This window comes from Aminipila luticellarii, assembly GCF_004103735.1.
In the GTDB taxonomy this organism is placed as follows: domain Bacteria; phylum Bacillota; class Clostridia; order Peptostreptococcales; family Anaerovoracaceae; genus Aminipila; species Aminipila luticellarii.
Genome location: NZ_CP035281.1, coordinates 1,683,617 through 1,703,232 on the forward strand (window position 1 = coordinate 1,683,617; position 19,616 = coordinate 1,703,232).

Annotated in this window: 19 protein-coding genes and 1 other annotated feature; of the genes, 1 reads left to right on the forward strand and 18 read right to left on the reverse strand. The window is 43.1% G+C overall.

The window, feature by feature from the left end; translation table 11 throughout:
- Positions 1-53: 53 nt before the first annotated feature.
- From EQM06_RS07700 to gmk, 17 genes are all read right to left on the reverse strand, one after another.
- Positions 54-440 (reverse strand): acetolactate synthase, encoded by a 387-nt coding sequence (locus EQM06_RS07700; protein WP_128745780.1) that lies wholly within the window; start codon positions 438-440, stop codon positions 54-56.
- 21 nt (positions 441-461) lie between these two features.
- Positions 462-1,760: a phenylacetate--CoA ligase family protein gene (locus tag EQM06_RS07705; RefSeq protein WP_128745781.1), complete on the reverse strand. Its 1,299-nt coding sequence runs from the start codon at positions 1,758-1,760 to the stop codon at positions 462-464.
- Between the two features lie 107 nt (positions 1,761-1,867).
- Positions 1,868-2,107: a binding site (T-box leader), on the reverse strand.
- 105 nt (positions 2,108-2,212) lie between these two features.
- Positions 2,213-6,004, reverse strand: coding sequence for a PolC-type DNA polymerase III (locus tag EQM06_RS07710; protein WP_230974943.1), 3,792 nt, complete (start codon positions 6,002-6,004; stop codon positions 2,213-2,215).
- Positions 6,005-6,134: 130 nt separating this feature from the next.
- A complete protein-coding gene (locus tag EQM06_RS07715) occupies positions 6,135-6,569 on the reverse strand; it encodes an acyl-CoA thioesterase (RefSeq protein ID WP_128745782.1) in 435 nt (144 codons plus the stop codon).
- A gap of 45 nt (positions 6,570-6,614) precedes the next feature.
- A complete protein-coding gene (gene ispG, locus EQM06_RS07720) occupies positions 6,615-7,676 on the reverse strand; it encodes a flavodoxin-dependent (E)-4-hydroxy-3-methylbut-2-enyl-diphosphate synthase (protein ID WP_128745783.1) in 1,062 nt (353 codons plus the stop codon).
- Between the two features lie 58 nt (positions 7,677-7,734).
- Positions 7,735-8,739 carry an RIP metalloprotease RseP gene (gene rseP, locus EQM06_RS07725; RefSeq protein ID WP_128745784.1) on the reverse strand — a complete coding sequence of 335 codons (1,005 nt, stop codon included), beginning with the start codon at positions 8,737-8,739 and terminating at the stop codon, positions 7,735-7,737.
- Between the two features lie 11 nt (positions 8,740-8,750).
- Positions 8,751-9,893 (reverse strand): 1-deoxy-D-xylulose-5-phosphate reductoisomerase, encoded by a 1,143-nt coding sequence (locus tag EQM06_RS07730; protein WP_128745785.1) that lies wholly within the window; start codon positions 9,891-9,893, stop codon positions 8,751-8,753.
- A 10-nt stretch (positions 9,894-9,903) separates the two neighbouring features.
- Positions 9,904-10,683 (reverse strand): phosphatidate cytidylyltransferase, encoded by a 780-nt coding sequence (locus tag EQM06_RS07735; protein ID WP_128745786.1) that lies wholly within the window; start codon positions 10,681-10,683, stop codon positions 9,904-9,906.
- 3 nt (positions 10,684-10,686) lie between these two features.
- The gene (locus EQM06_RS07740; RefSeq protein WP_128745787.1) at positions 10,687-11,409 is read right to left on the reverse strand and encodes an isoprenyl transferase; all 723 of its coding nucleotides are present in this window, start codon (positions 11,407-11,409) and stop codon (positions 10,687-10,689) included.
- Between the two features lie 65 nt (positions 11,410-11,474).
- A complete protein-coding gene (gene frr / locus EQM06_RS07745; protein WP_128745788.1) occupies positions 11,475-12,032 on the reverse strand; it encodes a ribosome recycling factor in 558 nt (185 codons plus the stop codon).
- 32 nt (positions 12,033-12,064) lie between these two features.
- Positions 12,065-12,769, reverse strand: coding sequence for a UMP kinase (gene pyrH / locus EQM06_RS07750; protein ID WP_128745789.1), 705 nt, complete (start codon positions 12,767-12,769; stop codon positions 12,065-12,067).
- 101 nt (positions 12,770-12,870) lie between these two features.
- Positions 12,871-14,079 (reverse strand): HD-GYP domain-containing protein, encoded by a 1,209-nt coding sequence (locus EQM06_RS07755; protein ID WP_128745790.1) that lies wholly within the window; start codon positions 14,077-14,079, stop codon positions 12,871-12,873.
- 140 nt (positions 14,080-14,219) lie between these two features.
- Positions 14,220-15,134 (reverse strand): translation elongation factor Ts, encoded by a 915-nt coding sequence (gene tsf, locus EQM06_RS07760; RefSeq protein WP_128745791.1) that lies wholly within the window; start codon positions 15,132-15,134, stop codon positions 14,220-14,222.
- 85 nt (positions 15,135-15,219) lie between these two features.
- Positions 15,220-15,987 carry a 30S ribosomal protein S2 gene (gene rpsB, locus EQM06_RS07765; RefSeq protein ID WP_128745792.1) on the reverse strand — a complete coding sequence of 256 codons (768 nt, stop codon included), beginning with the start codon at positions 15,985-15,987 and terminating at the stop codon, positions 15,220-15,222.
- A gap of 275 nt (positions 15,988-16,262) precedes the next feature.
- Positions 16,263-16,595: a LytTR family DNA-binding domain-containing protein gene (locus EQM06_RS07770; protein WP_128745793.1), complete on the reverse strand. Its 333-nt coding sequence runs from the start codon at positions 16,593-16,595 to the stop codon at positions 16,263-16,265.
- 78 nt (positions 16,596-16,673) lie between these two features.
- Complete coding sequence (gene rpoZ / locus EQM06_RS12990) at positions 16,674-16,868, reverse strand: DNA-directed RNA polymerase subunit omega (protein WP_205666530.1); 195 nt, start codon at positions 16,866-16,868, stop codon at positions 16,674-16,676.
- A complete protein-coding gene (gene gmk / locus EQM06_RS07775; RefSeq protein WP_205666531.1) occupies positions 16,869-17,477 on the reverse strand; it encodes a guanylate kinase in 609 nt (202 codons plus the stop codon).
- A gap of 211 nt (positions 17,478-17,688) precedes the next feature.
- Between gmk and EQM06_RS07780 the strand changes: the two genes are divergently transcribed.
- Complete coding sequence (locus EQM06_RS07780) at positions 17,689-18,630, forward strand: DDE-type integrase/transposase/recombinase (protein ID WP_128745435.1); 942 nt, start codon at positions 17,689-17,691, stop codon at positions 18,628-18,630.
- A gap of 20 nt (positions 18,631-18,650) precedes the next feature.
- Here the strand turns inward: EQM06_RS07780 and EQM06_RS07785 are convergent, their stop codons facing one another.
- Entirely contained in the window at positions 18,651-19,535 is an 885-nt protein-coding gene (locus EQM06_RS07785; RefSeq protein WP_128745794.1) for a YicC/YloC family endoribonuclease, read from the reverse strand.
- Positions 19,536-19,616 lie beyond the last annotated feature (81 nt).

Here is a 19,616-nt window from a genome sequence, read left to right on the forward strand (position 1 = left end):
ACATAAAAGGCCTGCAAAAGCAAGCCCTTTATTTTCATTTAAACCCCTGAAATCTACATATTTAAAATAGTAAGCGCTCTGTGCGGATCATTCACCTTCATAATCATCGGTGCCGTTCCGTTATTAGAATACCCGTACATGTAGGATACATTGATTCCTGCGGAAGAGAGCCTTTTCAGCACCTCATATAATGCTCCCGACGTATCGGGTGTCTCCACACAAAGAACCTCCACCAAATTGACGGAAAGCTCCCGTTCCTTAAGGACACGAACTGCCTTTTCATAGTCTTCCACAATCATTCGGGCAATTCCAAACTCCGCTGCCTCCGCAACACTTATCGCAGAAATATTGATATCATTTTTTCCGAGTATCTCCGTCAATTCTTCCAATCTGCCCGCTTCATTCTGTAAAAAAACGGTTACTTGCTTTATAATTTTCATTTTTCATGCTCCCTTCTGTTCTTATATATGACGCCTGTCAACAACCCTTTTCGCTTTTCCCTCACTTCGTTCAATCGTTTTATGCTCAGCCAGAGTGACTCTTACACCAATACGAAGCACACTGTTCAATTTGTGCTTTATCGTCTCTTTGATCCGCTCCAGATCGCCCAGGTCATCCGGTACGTACCTTTCATCCAATTCTACCTTTACCTCTATTGTATCCATAGTTCCCTGACGGTCAACAATAATGACATAATTCGGTGAAACCTCTGCAACCTCCAGAAGGACGCTCTCCACCTGAGAAGGAAATACATTGACTCCTCTGATGATGAGCATATCATCGCTTCTGCCCAGAATCCTTCCCATCTTTGCAGTAGTTCTGCCGCACGCACAGCTTCCGTGCTCAATGCTGCTCAGATCGCGTGTTCTGTATCGCAGCAGAGGCATCGCTTCTTTTGTCAAATGGGTAAAAACCAATTCTCCCACTGTTCCATCCGCAACAGGCTCCAAGGTGTCCGGATTCAAAATCTCCGGATAGAAATGATCCTCTGCCACATGAAGTCCGTCCTGTACTGCACAGCTTGCAGCGACCCCCGGTCCCATGATTTCACTTAATCCATATATGTCATACGCGGTCAGTCCCAGACCTTCTTGGATTTTTTTCCGCATCTCATTGCTCCACGGCTCCGCACCAAATATGCCGATCTTAAGGGACAGCTCTTCTTTTCTGATTCCGGCTTCCTGCAAGGATTCCGCTAAAAACATAGCATAAGAAGGTGTACATGCCAATATGGTAGATTTAAAATCCTTCATCAGCGTCAGCTGGTTCCTGGTATTTCCTCCGGAACTGGGGATAACTCCCGCACCGAGCTTTGTTGCTCCGTCGTGCAGACCCAGGCCGCCGGTGAACAGGCCATACCCATAGGCAATCTGGATCACGTCTTTGTTGGTTCCTCCCGTACAGCAGATCGCTCTGGCTACGCATTCTGAAAAGTTATCCAGGTCTTTTCTCGTATAGGGAACTGCCGTAGGTTTTCCTGTTGTACCAGAGGACGCATGAATCCTTACAAATTGACTTTCCGGTGCTGCACAAAGCCCAAAAGGATAATTCTCTCTCAAATCTTTTTTGGTCGTAAAAGGCAGTTTTACAATGTCTTCAATGGTTTTTACATCACCGGGTTCTATACCCAATTCCTGCATTTTCTTTCGGTAAAATTCTACATTCTGATACACTCTGGCCACCGTATCTCGCAGTCGTCGGCTCTGCATCTCACGTCTCTGTTCCGCATCCATACATTCAGCAGTTTCATTCCAAATCATTTTTTCATTCTCCTTTTTCATCCTATATTTTATCTTTCCTTGTTTTTTCCTGATGTGGGGAGAGGCCGTGCCATATTTCCTACGTAACAAAAAAGACCTTCCTTCTCCTAAGAGACGGAAGATCCGCGGTACCACTCTTATTGCCTGAAAAGGCCACTCAGGACAAGCATCCTTATCTCTGTTACGGGAGAACCCGGGCACACCTACTGTCTGACTTTATAAAAATCAGCTTGTTCTGCATGCCGGCTCAAGGGGGAACTTCAACTACAGCACCGTCATCGGTTTCCAGCTTCCCCGACTCTCTGCCGGCGTTGCCGCAATTTACTTTACCCTATCATTGCCTTTGTATAAATTTATTTTGTTTCACTAATTTTACATTATTTTTTTGTTACTGTCAACAAATTTATCTGCAAAAATATTTTAGTCCAGCACGGCACGATTGCCTATTAAAACTAAAATAAGCATAATTGATCGGATTCCGGAAGTCCTTTCAATACACCGTGATCACGCAGGGCTTCTATGGCCGTTTTATTCGCTTTCGCTCGTTCTCTGATTTCGTCTATGGTTTCAAACGGCTGCTTTTCGTACTCTTCTACAATGGCTTTCGCCGCATTTTCTCCTACTCCGCCTAGTGCCACGAATGGAAGCAGAACTTTCCCGTCCTTTGCATAGAACTTTGTGGCATGGGACAGACCAAGCTGTGCCTGCATAAATTCGTACCCCCTCGCATACATTTCATAGGCTACCTCCAGTACAATGACCTCATCCTCTTCCTTCTTCGTGGCGTTTTTGCCTTTAGCCAGAATACCATCCATCTTTTCCAAAACGGCGGAGGAACCTTTTAAAATGGTATCTGCGTCAAATTCGCTGACCTTTGTGGTAAAGTAGGTCGCATAAAATTCCACCGGATAATACACCTTAAAATACGCAATTCGGTAAGACATCATGACATAGGCTACTGCATGAGCCCTCGGGAACATATACTTGATACGCCTGCAGGATTCGATATACCATTCCGGTACATCGTGCTCCTGCATTAAAGATACATCCTCATCCGTTACACCTTTTCCTTTTCTTACCTTTTCCATAATGGTAAACGCACTTTTCTTTGGCAGTCCTTTTAAAATCAGATAGTTCATGATGTCGTCACGGGTGGAAATGGCGTCTTTAATGGTAGTCTGTCCAGATTTGATCCACTCCTGCGCATTATTGATCCAAACATCTGTGCCGTGTGAGAATCCGGAGATCCGCACATAATCCGCAAATCGGGTGGGATGTGTATCATCCAGCATCTGCCGGGTAAATTTCGTTCCGAATTCAGGGATTCCATAGCTCCCGTGAACGAACCGATAATCCAGGTCTTTGATGTCAAGACCCTCTATTCCATTAAATATACTGTTGACCTTCGGATCGGATAAAGGAACCTGAGTCAAGGGGTCCAGGCCAGTCATATCCTGAAGATGACGGATCATGGACGGCACATCGTGCCCCAGTATATCCAGCTTTAACAGGTTCTGATCGATGGAGTGATAATCAAAATGCGTAGTAATAAAATCTGAATTCACATCGTTTGCCGGATGTTGAACCGGACAGAACTCATAGATTTCATGGTCATCCGGTACGATAATAATTCCTCCCGGATGCTGGCCCGTTGTTCTTCGTACCCCGGTACAGCATTCAGACAGCCGCTCCACTTCGTATTTATTAATCGGTATCTGGCGTTCTTCAAAATACTTCATGACAAAGCCGTAAGCGGTCTTTGTGGCCACTGTACCAATCGTACCCGCTTTGAACACATTTTTCGCTCCAAATATCTCATCCACATACCGATGGGCCACCGGCTGATATTCTCCCGCGAAATTCAAGTCAATATCCGGTTCTTTATCGGCTTCAAAGCCCAAAAATGTCTGAAAGGGTATGGAAAAACCATCTTTTTTTAAGGGCGTTCCGCATTTCGGACAATCCTTGTCCTCCATGTCCACACCGCAGTCGTATTCCTTATTGTCCCCCCACTCTAAATACTTGCAGTTGGGGCATATGTAATGAGGCGGAAGCGGATTTACTTCTGTAATACCTGCCATGGTAGCGGCGAAGGAGGAACCTACGGAGCCTCGGGAGCCTACCAGATACCCGTCGCTTAAGGATTTCTGCACCAACATTTCAGCGGCGATATACATGACCGCATACCCCTCCCGGATAATCGGCACCAGCTCCGCATCCAGCCTTTCCTGAATTTCCGGCGGAAGGGGTTTCCCATAGATACTCCAGGCTTTCTCATAGCACTTCGTCTTTAAGGTCTCTTCTGCATGTTCAATTTTCGGCGGATACTTTTCTTTGGGGACCGGGCTGATCACGTCGATCATATCCGCAATCAGGTTGGTATTTTCCACCACGACCTGTTCTGCCATTTCTTTTCCCAAGTATTCAAATTCATCCAGCATTTCCTGAGTCGTCCTCAAATACAGGCCTTGGCTCCCACTGTCCTTATAGCCCTGCCCCGCCATCAGAATATTTCGGTATAAGGCGGCTTCCGGTTCCGGATAGTGTGCGTCTGTGGTCGCTACAACGGGTTTATTATATTTTTTGCCCAGAGCAACGATCTCCCTGTTCAAATCCCGAAGCCCTTCTTTATCTTTGACCATTCCCTTGTCCACCATGAACTGATTGTTGATGATAGGCTGTATTTCAAGATAATCATAATAGTTTACCAAATACTCGATTTCTTCCTCGCTTTTCTTTTCCAGAACAGCTCGGAAAACTTCTCCCGCTTCACATGCCGAGCCGATAATCAGACCCTCTCTATGGGCGGTTAAAACAGACTTCGGAATTCTCGGTCTCTTATAAAAATAGTTCAAATGCGAAATGGACACTAACTTATATAAATTTTTTAGGCCTTCCTGCGTCCTTACCAGAATAATAATATGATTGGTGGCTTTTTTCTTGTAATCAATCGTCCCATCCGGATTGATGCAGTCTCTGTCGTCAAAGACATACCCCTCCATCCCATAAATGATTTTCATTTGAGAGCCCTTACTTAAGGAATGAGACGCTTCAGGGAAGCCCTGAACGACACCATGATCTGTAAGAGCCATGGCTTTGTGCCCCCATTCCTCATGAGTCCGAACCATATCCTTTATTTCATTGAGTCCGTCCATGGCGCTCATCTTAGAGTGGGCGTGAAGCTCGACCCGCTTTCGCTGGCAGTGATCTTCCCGCTTTTTAATCTGCCCCTTTTCAATGTCCCGTGCCATGACCACCACAATATTTTCATACGTGTCCCACTCTGCGTTTCCCCGAATTTTCACGAAATCACCGTTTTTTAAATGCTCGTCGATTTCATTCCACTTGTTTTCGGAGGTAAAGGCCTTCACACAAAGTGAGGTGGTTTTATCTGTTATCAGCAGTGTGACCAATTTTTTCTCATTTTTAATGGTCCGGTTATCTTTTCTGAAAAGAATTCCCTCTACGGTTACCGTGCCACTGTCCTGTGTTACGCCGGACAGCTTTACAGACATGGTGTTAATGGAACTTCCAAGAATCCGGTTTCCTTCCACGGGTTCTTCTTTTCGGCGCTTGCTCCATTTATTTCCTCCGCCGGCATTATTATCCCCGTAGGAACTGCTTCCGTTATGGGAAGCTGCAGCGGGTGCAGGCCTTGCAGCGGCCAAATGAGCCGCTCTTTTCTGCTCTTCCAGCAGCTGTTTTTCCTCCAACTCCTCCATAGCTTTTTTCTGATGAGCCACTTTTTTATATTCGTCCCTGTGATTCTCAAAAATCACTCGAACGTTCATATCAAAATCCCGTTTTAAAATTCGTTCAAACAGCGCAGCTACTCTGGTGTTTAAATCTTTGACTACAAATGCTCCCAGCGCATATACGGTAAGAATATTCCCTTCTAAAACCGATTCTTCGGGAAAAATCGTCTTGGTGCTTCGGGCGTATTCCCCATTCACTTCATCAATCATATGCTCTATGCAGAGCCTTATAATTTCTTCCGGAGTCTGAACCATATCTGCATATTTAAAATGCAGCTTTACGTCCTTTAGCCCCGATATCTGATTTAAAATAATAGCTCTTATCTTTTCCGTATCTTCAAAGGGCATAACAAAATTGAGCTCGATATCCAGGAGAAGTGCAGCACTTTCCTGTGACATCTGAGCTCTTCCAAGCGAAAATTTATATTGGTCTCTTGGATGATCTCCAAGCTTATTCCAGTTTATGATCCCTTCTATCAAATTTTCCATTATGTACTGTCTTCCTCGTTCGTAATTCATTCTATACCGTATAAAACCGTAAATTTACTCTATCTATTATAACCCCAATCCGTACCTTTGTACACCCGGTTTTGGTTCTTTAGGAACGTGAGCCGGAGCCTTATTGGGGACTGCGGAAAAAGAGCTCTGCCTTGGCTCTCCAGGCCAATTCGAAAGTCTCCCTGGTCTCATCTAACTGTACGTTATGCTCTGTCTTTTCATGAGTATGAGGTTTTACCGTTACAAACGTCACATATCCTTCCGCCCGAAGCTCCTGCGTCTCCTCTGAAAGGAGTGCAGTCCTTACGGTAAGACTGGTTCTTCCCGCTCGTACCACGGTGCTGTAATATCCAATGATTTCTCCCAGTTCAACGGGTTTCTCAAAATTGAACTGGTGCGTATTTTTGTAAACAACGCCGCTTCCATCCCCATATTCGAGGGCTGCCGCTGTAAAAGAGGCCTCTACCATCCATTCAATAGCCCTTCCGGCATATAAGGTCTGATGAGGATTCAAATCTTCCATCTTAACCATGTGCATTGCTTTATATGTTTTCATCTTCTCTTCCTCCGATTATTTTTTCCTCAGCCACTATTCATCTGATCAGGAAACCTCTATCAATTTAATCAGTTCTTCCACGATCTTATCTTCTGGAACGGTTTTAAGGATTTCACCTTTTGCAAATAACAGTCCCTTTCCGTCCCCGCCGGCTACACCGAAATCGGCTTCTTTGGCTTCTCCCGGTCCATTGACGGCACAGCCCATCACCGCTACGGTAATGGGCGGCAGACCTTTCGCCTCTCTTCTTGGCTCTATTTTCGCAACAGCCTCTTCTATTTGAAGTGAAATGTGCTCCAGATCCACCTGGGTTCTTCCGCAGGTAGGACAGGATACCAGATTGATACCGGAAGGCCTTATACCGATGGATTTTAATATTTCCTTTGCAAACAGAACTTCCTTGACCGGATCTCCGGTCAGAGAAACCCGCATGGTGTCTCCGATGCCTGCCAGTAAAAGACTTCCGATGCCGATGGCTGATTTTAATTTCCCGCCGTTGACGGTTCCGGATTCGGTTATGCCGATATGAATCGGATGATCTGTCTTTTCAGCAATCAATTTATGTGCTTCATAGTTCAGGCGGACGTCCGACGCCTTCAATGAAATAACAAGGTCATCAAAATCCATTTGCTCCAGTAACCTGACATTGCGCAAAGCACTTTCTGCCAAACCTTCCGCTGTAACACCGCCGTTCCTCTCTAAAATATCCTTTTCCAAAGAACCCGAATTGACGCCTACACGGATAGGGATACTTCGTTCCTTTGCCGCTTCTGCTACGGCTCGAACTCGTTCCATGCTTCCGATATTGCCTGGATTAATTCTCACTTTATCCGCGCCGTTTTCTATAGCCGCTATGGCAAGCCTGTAGTCAAAATGTATATCGGCTACCAGCGGAATTTTTACGCTCTTTTTTATCTGCGAAAAGGCTTCTGCGGCTTGCCTGTCGGGGACAGCCAATCTGACGATTTCACAGCCGGCTTCTTCTAACTTCCGGATCTGTTCGGTTACTTTTTTTACATCCCGGGTATCCACATTAGTCATAGACTGGATGGATACGGGCGCACCGCCGCCTATGACCACATCGCCGCACCTTACACGTTTCCTCATAGTTCCTCCCCCTATTCAAAAGACAGAGAATTGTTTCTCTGCCTTTTACTTTCTGCTCTTACTTCAATATAAACCGGCCGATGTCCTGCCAAGTTACGTAGATCATCAGTGCAAAGAGCAGCATAATGCCTACAAAATGAACTTTTGCCTCCACATCATCCGTGATCGCCTTTCCCGTTACTTTACGAATGATCAAAAATACCAGACGTCCTCCATCCAGCGCCGGGAACGGAAGCATATTTACAATTGCCAGGTTCAAGCTGATCAATGCTGCCAGATTGGCCACATATATGAACCCATACCGAACCGAATCGCTCACGGCTACCGTGATACCAATAGGGCCTGTCAGTTCTTTCGTAGAGACCTGCCCCGTTACCAGCTGCCCTATTACCTCGACCATTTTGACGGTCATCACCCAAGTGGATTCCGCCCCTTTGGCCAGTGCCGTAAAGGGATTTCTCGAAACCTCCGGCAGGATTCCTACAATTTTCCGGCCGGTTCCTTCTTCCTTTACCAAATCCACGGTAAAGCTTACATCCTGTCCTCCTCGTTCTACACCAATGGTTACATTTTCGCCCTTCTCCGCCGAAATGACATCGGTTATATCTGTCCAATCCTTTATTTCATGCTGCTGGACGCTCACGATCCGATCTCCTGCCAGAAGCCCGGCTTCCTTTGCTGGACTGACGTCACTGAATCCATCTACGGTCGTGGTGGGTATACCGATATAAAATACGATACACGCCAGTATGACGATGGCCAGAACTACATTCATAAAAGAACCGGCGGCCATAACGATCGCCTTCGCCCAAGTCGGCTGTTTTCCAAAAGAGTGTTCGTCATCGGATTCATCGTCTTCTCCTTCCATGGCACAAAATCCGCCTATAGGAAAGAGCCGAATGGAATACTGCGTATCTCCCTTGACTTTTTTGAACAGAAGCGGCCCCATCCCGATGGAAAACTCGTTTACTTTAACGCCTACCGATTTGGCTGCGATAAAATGTCCGCCTTCATGTACCAGTACTAATATGCAGAACATAATCAATGCATAAATAATCGTCATCACTTACCCCCTTATTTCAACAGCTCATATACCATTTTTCGCGAAGCTCTGTCCGCTTCTAAAATTTCTTCCAACCCCAAATTATATGTCGGCACATGGGCGTTCATTATTCTTTCTATAGTATTCTGAATATCTGTAAATTTAATCTTTTTTTCTAAAAATAGTTGAACCAGAGCCTCGTTCGCCCCATTCATCACAGCCGGATAGGTTCCGCCCTTTTCTGCTGCTTCATAAGCTATGGCTATGGTTTTAAATACATTCGTATCCGGCCTTTCGAAGGTCAGCTCAGCTCCTGCTCCAAACAGATCCAAGGCTTCTGCATTATTTTCCATTCTGTCCGGATACCCAAACGCATAGCTGATGGGAACCCTCATATCCGGAGCACCCAGCTGAGCTATGATGGAATGATCGATATATTCCACCATGGAATGCACCACGCTCTGAGGATGCACTGCTATTTGTATTTTGGACACCGGTACGTTGAACAGCCATTTGGCCTCTATGACCTCCAGCCCTTTATTCATCATACTAGCAGAATCTATGGTGACCTTGCTTCCCATATGCCAGTTTGGATGCCTTAAGGCCTGCTCTACCGTAACCTCTTCAAGCTGCTCCGGCGTATATCCTCTGAAAGGTCCCCCCGAAGCAGTCAGATAAATCCTTTCCAGCTGTTGGTGCTTATTTCCCTGAAGAGACTGAAAAATCGCACTGTGCTCACTGTCCACCGGCAGCATCTTCACCTGATTTTTTTTCACCTGATCCATGATGATCTGGCCGCCTGCCACCAGCGTTTCCTTATTGGCCAGCGCAATATCTCTTCCCTTGCAGACCGCATGATATGTGGGAATCAGCCCCAGTATGCCTACCAGAGAATTCAGCAGCAGATCGTATGAAGATTCGGCAGCCGCAATAAGGCCTTCTGTCCCATATAGAACTTCCACGCCTGGATATTTCTCAGATAACTGCCGGGCATCCTTTTCCTGATGAACCACTACGATCTCCGGCTTATATTTTTCAATCTGACCGCAAAGCTTCCGAATATTTTTCGCACAGGCCAGCACGGTCACTTTCAGCTGATCGCTGTGCCCATCGATAATATCCAGTGCCTGCGCACCAATAGAGCCAGTACTTCCCAAAATTGCAATTTTTTTCATATTTTTTCCTCTATAAAACCAACGCGATATAGTAATATACCATGGGTGCTGTGAACAATACACTGTCGAACCGATCTAATATGCCGCCATGTCCGGGTATCAAATTGCCATAGTCCTTAATGCCCATTTTTCTTTTAAAAATGGATGCGGTCAAATCTCCGAACTGCGAAACCACACCTCCCAAGATTCCCAGAATGATACAGTGCATCAAAAGCCTTGGAATCAAAAAATAACCGAATAGACCGCATAGGATCACGCTGCCCAAGATTCCTCCCACCGAGCCTTCTATGGTTTTCTTCGGGCTGATGGTCGGACATAGCTTGTGTTTTCCTAAGAAATAGCCTGTAAAATAAGCCATGATGTCTGTTCCAAAGGCGGTTAGGAAAATCAGCCACACCAAGAGGCCATACTCTCCGGTCTGCTCCACTAAAGTCACGTGAAATGAGAAAAAAACTGTATAGAAGATGCCGGTAATGGTGGCCATACCGTCTTCCAGCTTTCTTTCCTCCATTTTAAATAAATATAAAAGGCTTGCCAGAACTACTCCAAAAAACCACAGCATATACCATCTGGGTTCCGTAGTAAATAAATTTATTCCATATAGGGCTAACGTACTGACATAAGCAATCTTATAAGCCGGTCTGATGCCCATGGCTCCAAAGCCGTTAAAGAACTCGCGGACACTCATGATACCTATGGCAAAACACCCGAGCATAAGCACCTTCCCGCCCCAAAATACCACGATAGCAAATGGCAGCATGAGCAGCCCCGATATGATTCTTGTTTTCACAATTTACCTCCCGCCAAAGCGCCTTTGCCTGCTTTGGTATTCTTCTATACACATTTCGTACACTTCTGGTGAAAAATCTGGCCAAAGTACATCCGTATATACAAATTCGCTGTATGCACTCTGCCAAAGCAAATAATTGGACAGTCTTTTTTCTCCGCTGGTCCGTATGACTAAATCGGGATCAGGAATATCGTTAAAAAACTTCCCTGTATATAAATAGCGGCTGATGGTGTCCTCTGTAATGTCCTGAGGCTCCATTTCTCCCGCCTTTATTTTCTCTCCTATTAAAACAGCCGCCCTTGTTATTTCATCCCGGCTGCCATAGTTCAATGCAATATTGAACCGCAGGCCCGTATTGTTTTCCGTAGTCATTAAAGCTTTATTTAACTGTTCCACGGAGTCCATGGGTAATTTCAAATATTCTCCCAATATTTTCACTTTTACATTGTTTTTATGAAGCTCTTTCAGCTCCTTATCCACATAGATGACAATCAGCTTAAAAATACCGTTTACTTCTTCAAAGGAGCGTTTCCAGTTTTCCGTAGAGAATGCATAAACGGTGAGATATTCTATACCGAGAGCAGAGGATCTTTTTACAATCTCCTTCATTGCTTTCATGCCCGCATTATGACCGGCCATTCTGGGTACCCTATGCTTCTCAGCCCACCGGCCATTCCCATCCATCACGATAGCCACATGTTTTGGGAGTCTATCCATATCTAACATTCGATTAATCCTTTTCTTTAAAAACGGACATGGCTGATATCAGCCACATCCGCCGCAAAATCCTATTATACCTCTAAAATTTCTCTTTCCTTAGCAGCGATTACATCATCAATGTCCTTTACCGCCTTATCTGTTTTCTTCTGAATCTGATCCAGCTGTTTCTTTAAATCGTCTTCCGTTATCTCGCCTGCCTTTTCCTGCTTCTTGAGTTCTTCGTTGGCATCTCTTCTCTCATTTCGCACAGCGACCTTCGCCTCTTCCCCATATTTCTTCACCGACTTGGAAAGCTCTTTTCTTCTTTCTTCTGTCAGCTGCGGGATCGACAGCCGTACTACTTTTCCGTCATTGGAGGGTGCCATACCCAGATTGGCATTATTAATAGCTTTTTCGATATCCGCAATGGATTTTGGATCAAAAGGTGCAATCAATAAAGTTCTTGGCTCCGGAGCAGAGATATTTGCTAAATTCTTAAGCGGTGTTGGGCTTCCGTAATAATCCACCGCGACCTTATCCAATAAGGACGGATTTGCTCTTCCTGCTCTCACTGTGTTTAATTCTTCCTTTAACACAGAAATCGTTTTGGTCATTTTCTGTTCAAGAATTTCCTGCACATTCATACTCATAATTTCATTCTCCTCCTACACTCTCTCAAACTTTACATTACAATCGTGCCTATTTTTTCACCATTTACGGCTTTTAACATGTTTCCCTTTTCTGCCACACCAAATACATGAATTGCAATATTGTTTTCCATGCACAGGGTCGCCGCTGTAATGTCCATAACGCCAAGCTGTTTTTCAATCACCTCTTTATGGGTCAATCGTTCATATTTCACTGCATTCGGATCTTTTTCCGGATCGGCAGAATATACGGCATCCACGCTCTTTGCCAAAAGAATGACGTCTGCGTCGATTTCAGCAGCTCTCAGAGCAGATGTGGTATCCGTGGAAAAAAATGGGCTGCCGGTACCTGTTCCAAAAATAACGACATTGTTTTCTTCTAAATATTTAATGGCTTTTTTTCGGTTGTAAGGCTCGGCTATTTGTGTCATGGCGATAGCTGTCTGTAAAACGACAGGCAATCCCTGCTTTTCAAAAGCGTCCTGAAGTGCCATAGCATTCATAGTCGTTGCAAGCATTCCCATATAATCGGCTGTTGCCCGGTCTATGCTCTGACCGGTTCTGCCTCTCCAGAAGTTTCCGCCTCCTACTACAACAGCAATCTGTACGCCCAGATCATAAATTTCTTTCACTTGTGCGGCAACGCCCAGCAGCATCTCATCCGATATACCAAATTTATCCGGTCCTGCAAGAGCCTCACCGCTTACTTTTATAAGAACTCTTTTATATTTAGGCTCCATATTTTTCTCCTTGTATAAAAATTGAGGATACCTTAACGATATCTTCAACATTATACCATAAACTATTTTATGGTTCACCTGTTTTAACAATTTTTTATAGGTCAATTCCCATAAACTTTTTCGATATCTTCCACAATACTGCCATCTAAGCTTCCATCTTTCACAAGCTTTCTCAAAATGCTCATAGAGCGTTCATGGGAAAATCCTTCTTTATAAGGACGTTTTTCTGTTAAAGCCTGATAGATGTCTAGGCAGGCCATAAGGCGCTCATTAAAGCCCAACTCATCCGCTGTTTTTCCAAAAGGATACCCCTTCCCATTTAATTTTTCGTGGTGATGAGAGGCCCATTTTGTGATCTCTTCAAATCCCTTAATTTTTCTTAAAATTTCATAAGTATAGTAGGCGTGATTCTGAATTTGTTTGTATTCCCTGTCTGTAAGCTTGTCCGGTTTTTCCAGAATGTCTTTATCAATAACTAATTTACCAATATCATGAACTGCTCCGGTCAAGAACATTTCAGCCACGAGTTCTTCTTTATATCCGTAATATCTGGCCATATGGGCTGCTTTTTCCGCAATCCCCAGAGAATGATTTCTTGTAAATCGAGATTTATAATCGATAATATTGGCAAACATTCCCGCAAAATCTATTATTTGCTCCCCGGTATACTCCCGCTCCGTATCCTTAAGACAGGATCCCAGGATACCGTCCAGGTTTTCACTTTTCAGGCAAACCAATTCCTGATAATGAATGGCTCCGTGAAAAACTTCCACACATTGATCGGAGAACAGGATTCCCTTATTTTCGTCGATAAATTTCAGAAGCTGTTCATATTTCTGTTCATCGATCACACTTAAATCCCAGTTTGCATCAATTTGATCCGCCATGTGAATCAACTGAGCGAATAGAGGAGTCTCCTCTGCTGTTTTTCCAAAGGATCCGCTTCCGTCTGCATTTTCATGATGATATAAAATGGCATTTTCAGCTTCCGGGCAAAGGGAAATTTTTTTTATATTCTTTTCGCCCATGATGCAGTGCACACCCAGATTCAAATGCTGCTTTTCCTTATAAATATCAATTCCCTTCCGGTATTCAGACTGTATATACTCTGTCAGTGCGTTGTCGTGCAATACGGCACAGGCCGATAAATCCATTAATTGGGATTCCGGCATTTTTAAATACCGTCCCATTAAGATACATAACCAGGCCACCCGTTTTCCATGATGAGTGGTGACCCCTATAAGTTCATGTTCTACACGATCTAACGCATAAGAAAAAGCATATAAGATATCATTAAAACTTAGCTTCATTTGTGCTCTCTTTCCTTTCTCTTTCTGTCTTTTACTATATACCCCTTGGAAAATATTTGTAAACAAAAGGAAGCCTCACACTATAAAAGGCTGCCAGAATACCTGACAGCCCATAGTCATTTCCCATATTTTTATTTCAATTAGTTTCCCAACTGTGCTGCAACTTCTGCGGCAAAATCTTCTTCTTTCTTTTCGATGCCTTCGCCTACTTCGTATCTTACCATAGAAACCACCTTGATGGATTTGCCGATTTCCTTAGCGACTCCATCTACATATTGTTTTACTGAAAGATCTCCATTCTTTACAAACTTCTGTTCTACCAGACAAGTTTCCTTCAGCTCTTTCTTCAATCTTCCAACGACCATCTTATCCACGATGTCTGCCGATTTGCCTTCTGCAAGAGCCTGCTGAACTAAAATATTCTTTTCATGCTCCAAATGCTCTTCACTGATCGCTGTTTCATCGACAAACTGAGGGTTCATAGAAGCGACCTGCATAGCTACGTCTTTACCGACAACCGCCACTTCTTCTGCGGAAGCTTCTGTTTCAAGACCAACCACTACGCCGATTTTACCGCCGCCGTGGCTGTATCCTACATAAACGCATCCCGGAGCTTCCATCTTGTGGAATCTTCTTACGTTCATGTTCTCACCAATCTTTGCGATCTTGCTGTTCAAAGCGTCCTGAACCGTTCCCTCGTTTTCATAGGAAAGTGCCATAAAGTTTTCTAAAGAATCATCTCCGGCTGTTAAAGCCATGCCAGCCAGCTTGGACACAAAATCCACGAACTCCTCATTCTTTGCAACAAAATCTGTTTCAGAATTGACTTCGATGATAGCAGCTTTTCTGGCATCCTGTGAGAAAGCAAATTTTACAAGGCCTTCTGCGGCCACTCTGCCAGCCTTTTTAGCAGCCTTAGCAAGTCCCTTTTCTCTTAAAAGATCTACGGCTTTGTCCATATCCCCGTCAGCTTCTACTAAAACCTTTTTACAATCCATCATGCCTGCGCCTGTCATTTCACGCAGTTCTTTTACCATTTGTGCTGTTACAGCCATCTATATTTCCTCCTCAAAACGGATGACAGATTCGTGCGGAAAAACCTGCACGAATCTAATTCACAATTTATATTTATCTGTAAGCTTATGCTTCTTCTGCAGCGACTACTTCTTCAATAGAAGCCGGAGCTGTTTCTTCTTCTGCCGCTGTTACGCCTTCGTCAAAGCTTTCGCCCTGATTGGCTTCGATAATGGCATCTGCCATTCTTCCTGCGATCAATTTTACAGCTCTGATTGCATCATCATTTGCAGGGATAATATAGTCTACATCGTCCGGGTCACAGTTTGTATCTACGATACCGATAATAGGAATTCCAAGAATTCTTGCTTCCTTAACAGCAATTCTTTCCTTCTTCGGATCCACAATGAATAATGCCCCCGGCATTCCCTTCATTTCCTTAATGCCGCCTAAGAATTTTTCAAGCTTCTCTAATTCAAGCTTTAGCTTGCCGACTTCCTTCTTGGAAAGCTTCTCAAAAGTTCCGTCTGCTTCCATCTCCTGGATTTCATATAATCTTTTGATTCTTCCGGCTATGGTCTTATGGTTTGTAAGCATACCGCCCAGCCATCTTTCATTTACAAAATACATACCGCATCTCTTCGCTTCATCAGCGATGGCGGCCTGAGCCTGTTTCTTGGTTCCTACGAACAGAATCGGCTTTCCGGATGCTCCGACTTCCTTCATGAATTCATAGGCTTCATCTATTTTTCTTACAGTCTTCTGAAGGTCGATGATATAAATTCCATTTCTTTCTGTAAAGATATAAGGAGCCATCTTAGGGTTCCATCTTCTTGTCTGGTGTCCGAAATGTACACCTGCTTCTAGTAATTGTTTCATTGAAATTACTGCCATATTTTTTTCCTCCTTGGTTTTTCTTCCACCGCGATTTCCCTTTGAAAACGACCATGACGGCACCTGCTTCCAAGTCATCCGGTGTGCAAAATAATAATGGGCATATCGGCGAGCCTGATCTTGGATAAGAGCAAACTCACACAGATAACCATCAGACATTATACTATAAATCCATAGTCTTTGCAACAAAAAACTTTAACAGTTGTAAAGTTTTTTGTTGCGATATATTAATTCACCGCCTGCTCTTCAAGTTAAAATATATCTTTAGTGTTTTATCATTCAGATTCTGATGCGAACTTTAAAAATGCTTTTTTTGCACCGTGAAAACTCTGTCTGCCTATTCTTATATCCTTTCCATCCGAAAAATATATGATTTGATCTCTCATTTTAATCACTTTATCCAGATTAATAACAAAGCTCTTATTACATTGATAAAACTCCTGCGGTAAGTGCTGCATATAAGTTTCAATTTTTCCGTAGGTGCCGTAAATCTCAGAATTTAAGTGAAACAGGACCTTACGCAGATCCTGTTCGACAAAAATAATATCCTGAGGAAGTATTTTTCTGACTTCGCCCTTAAATTTTAAAATAATAAAATCTTTTTTCATGTACCCTCCTCTATCTTAATTTGAAGAGACGGTGCAATTAATCGTTAAAAAAAGCGAGTTAACACTCGCTTTCATTTGTTAATTATTTCTTGTATAAGTAATCAAATCCTCTGCTATTTCGTTGGCCGCTATGGATACCGGTTTTTCTGTCGGGTTCTGCGTAAGCTTCGGCTTTCCGTCAATAATATCTCTGGCTCTCTTCGCCGCTAAAATAACCAATGTATATCTGCTGTCCGCTTTCTTTCTGATTTCATTAATTGATGGATATAACATTTATATCTCCTCCTCATACATTTTTATCAACTGAAAAATACTTTCGGAAACTCTGGAATGTTCAGCCTTTACAATTGCTCTGACCCGTTCTACAGCCTCTGAAAGCTCTCCATTAACAACACAGTAATCATATTTATCTATGTAGGAGACTTCTTTTAACGTTTCCCCTAATCGCATATTGATCGCGTCCTCTGTTTCAGAGCCTCTTCCCGTAATTCTTTTACGAAGCTCCGCCATAGACGGCGGCAATATAAAAATAAATATACCCTTTGAATAGGCCTGCTTTATCTTCATGGCTCCCTGAATGTCGATTTCCAGAACAACGTCCTTGCCTTCGTTGAGCTTTTGCATGACCATTTCCTTCGGGGTCCCGTAATAGTTGCCATAGACCTCCGCATACTCCAGCAGTCCGTCCTCATTCATATATTCCTTAAATTCTTCTTCAGTGACGAAATAATAATTTATACCGTCTTTTTCAAACGGTCTCGGTTTTCTAGTGGTCATGGACACAGACAGTTCAATATTTGTGTCTTCCACTAACTTTTGGCATATCGTACCTTTTCCTGCTCCAGATGGCCCGGAAACAACAAATAATTGTCCTTTATCCATTTAGCTTCCTTTCCTTATCATTTGTATTGGAATAAATATTTTACCATAAGCAGGCTATACTTTCAACATAAATTCATGAATTATTCAATATTTTGTGTAGGATTACAATACATGTGTTACATTAAGACAAAAAATAAATACGGGAAACGCTAAAATTATGTTATGCTTAATTCACCACAAACCAAAACATCACAAATTGGAGGTCTCCCGTATGGCAAGTATAACACAAGATATGAAATATCGTCTATCCTTAATTAAATATGCTCAAAGATTTGGCGTTACAAAAGCTGCTATCAGATATCATCACAACAGGCAATATATTTATCGTTGGTTGCGTAGATATGATGGTTCTATTGAGTCCCTGAGAGAACTTTCTCGTAAGCCTCATTCCCATAAAAATCAGCATACTGCAAATGAGCTTAAACTCATTCATGATATGCGTCGTAGGAATCCAAATGCAGGTCTTGTTGTCTTTTGGGTCAAACTGCGACAGCGTGGGTATTCCAGATCCATTACTGGGCTCTATAGAGTACTAATCAAGCAATCTTTGATCCCTAAGAAACCTCAGAATCCTAAATATATTGCTAAAAAATATGAGCAAATGGAGTATCCAGGTCAAAGAGTACAAATTGATGTTAAATTTGTTCCATCCTCTTGCCTTGTTGGCGAAGCTTCTGATAAGAAATTCTATCAATATACTGCTATTGATGAATTCTCTCGTTTTAGATATCTTGCTGCTTTTGAGGAACACAGCTCTTATTCTGCTTCTGAATTCCTTAAACAAGTTGTTAAAGCTTTCCCATTTAAGATCGAATGTGTTCAGACCGATAATGGGCAGGAATTTACAAAACGTCTTGGTACTTCTAAAAATCCAACGTTAACGCTATTCCAACGAACTCTTAAGGAACAAGGTATTATCCATAAAATGATAAGACCTTATACTCCAAGACATAATGGTAAAGTGGAACGCTCACATCGTAAGGATAATGAATATTTTTATGCGATAGCAAAGTTCTACTCATTCAATGATTTTAAATTACAACTAAAAAAGCATAATGCAAACTACAATAACTTTCCTATGCGCCCTTTGGGCTGGGTTTCCCCAAGAGAAACTCTATTTAATTTTTTGAAGCACGGTGTAACATATGTTTGACAAACCTACAAATTCATGAATTATTCAATATTTTGTACTTGTTCTCTGATTTTCTCAATCTCACTCTTTATTTCCAGCATCAGATTGGTGATCTCTATATCGTTTGCTTTAGAGCCGATGGTATTTGCTTCCCGGTTCATTTCCTGCACGAGGAAATCCAGCTTCTTTCCATCCGGCTGGTTGCTGTTGGCAATAATATTGGAAAGCTGAATCGTATGACTATCCAACCTTACCATTTCCTCCGTAATATTGCACTTATCCGCAAAGATAGCTGCCTCCACTAAAATTCGGTCTTCGGGAATGGTCACATTGCTTCCGATCAATTCCTTGATTCTTTCTCTCAGTTTTTCTGTATAAGCCGCTGTGACCTCCGGAGAACGTTCCTCAATTTTCCTCACCAGTTCCCGAATCAGACCGCCTCGCATGATCAGATCTTCCGCCAGCTTGTTTCCTTCCGCGATGCGCATTTCATCTAATTTCTGTGCGGCGTTCCTTACCGGCACCAACAGGCTCTTACAAATTTCTTCTTCATCCTCCACATCGGGAACAGACTTCATTACATCCGGAAGAGTCGCCAGAAACTGCAGCGTGATGTCGCCGCTCACATTAAATTCGGATTGCAATTCTTTTAAATTGTCATAGTATTGTCTGGCTACCATGCTGTTCAGTTTAACAGTAGTATCGTCCTCCGTAACATTTTCAACCATAATAGATACATCGATTTTTCCGCGTCGGGCAATGTCCTTTACGGTATTCTTTATTTTATCCTCTGCAAAAGAATAACGTCTGGGCATCTTGACATTAATATCCCCGTATCTATGATTGACAGATTTTATCTCTACGATTATGTTCCTTTTTCCATCACTATATTCGCTTCTTCCGAAGCCTGTCATACTTTTTATCATAGGTATTTTTCTCCTCAGTTGATTTATCTGTTTACATACTTTATACTACATGAGAGAACCACATTACTTTTTAGGCAACAG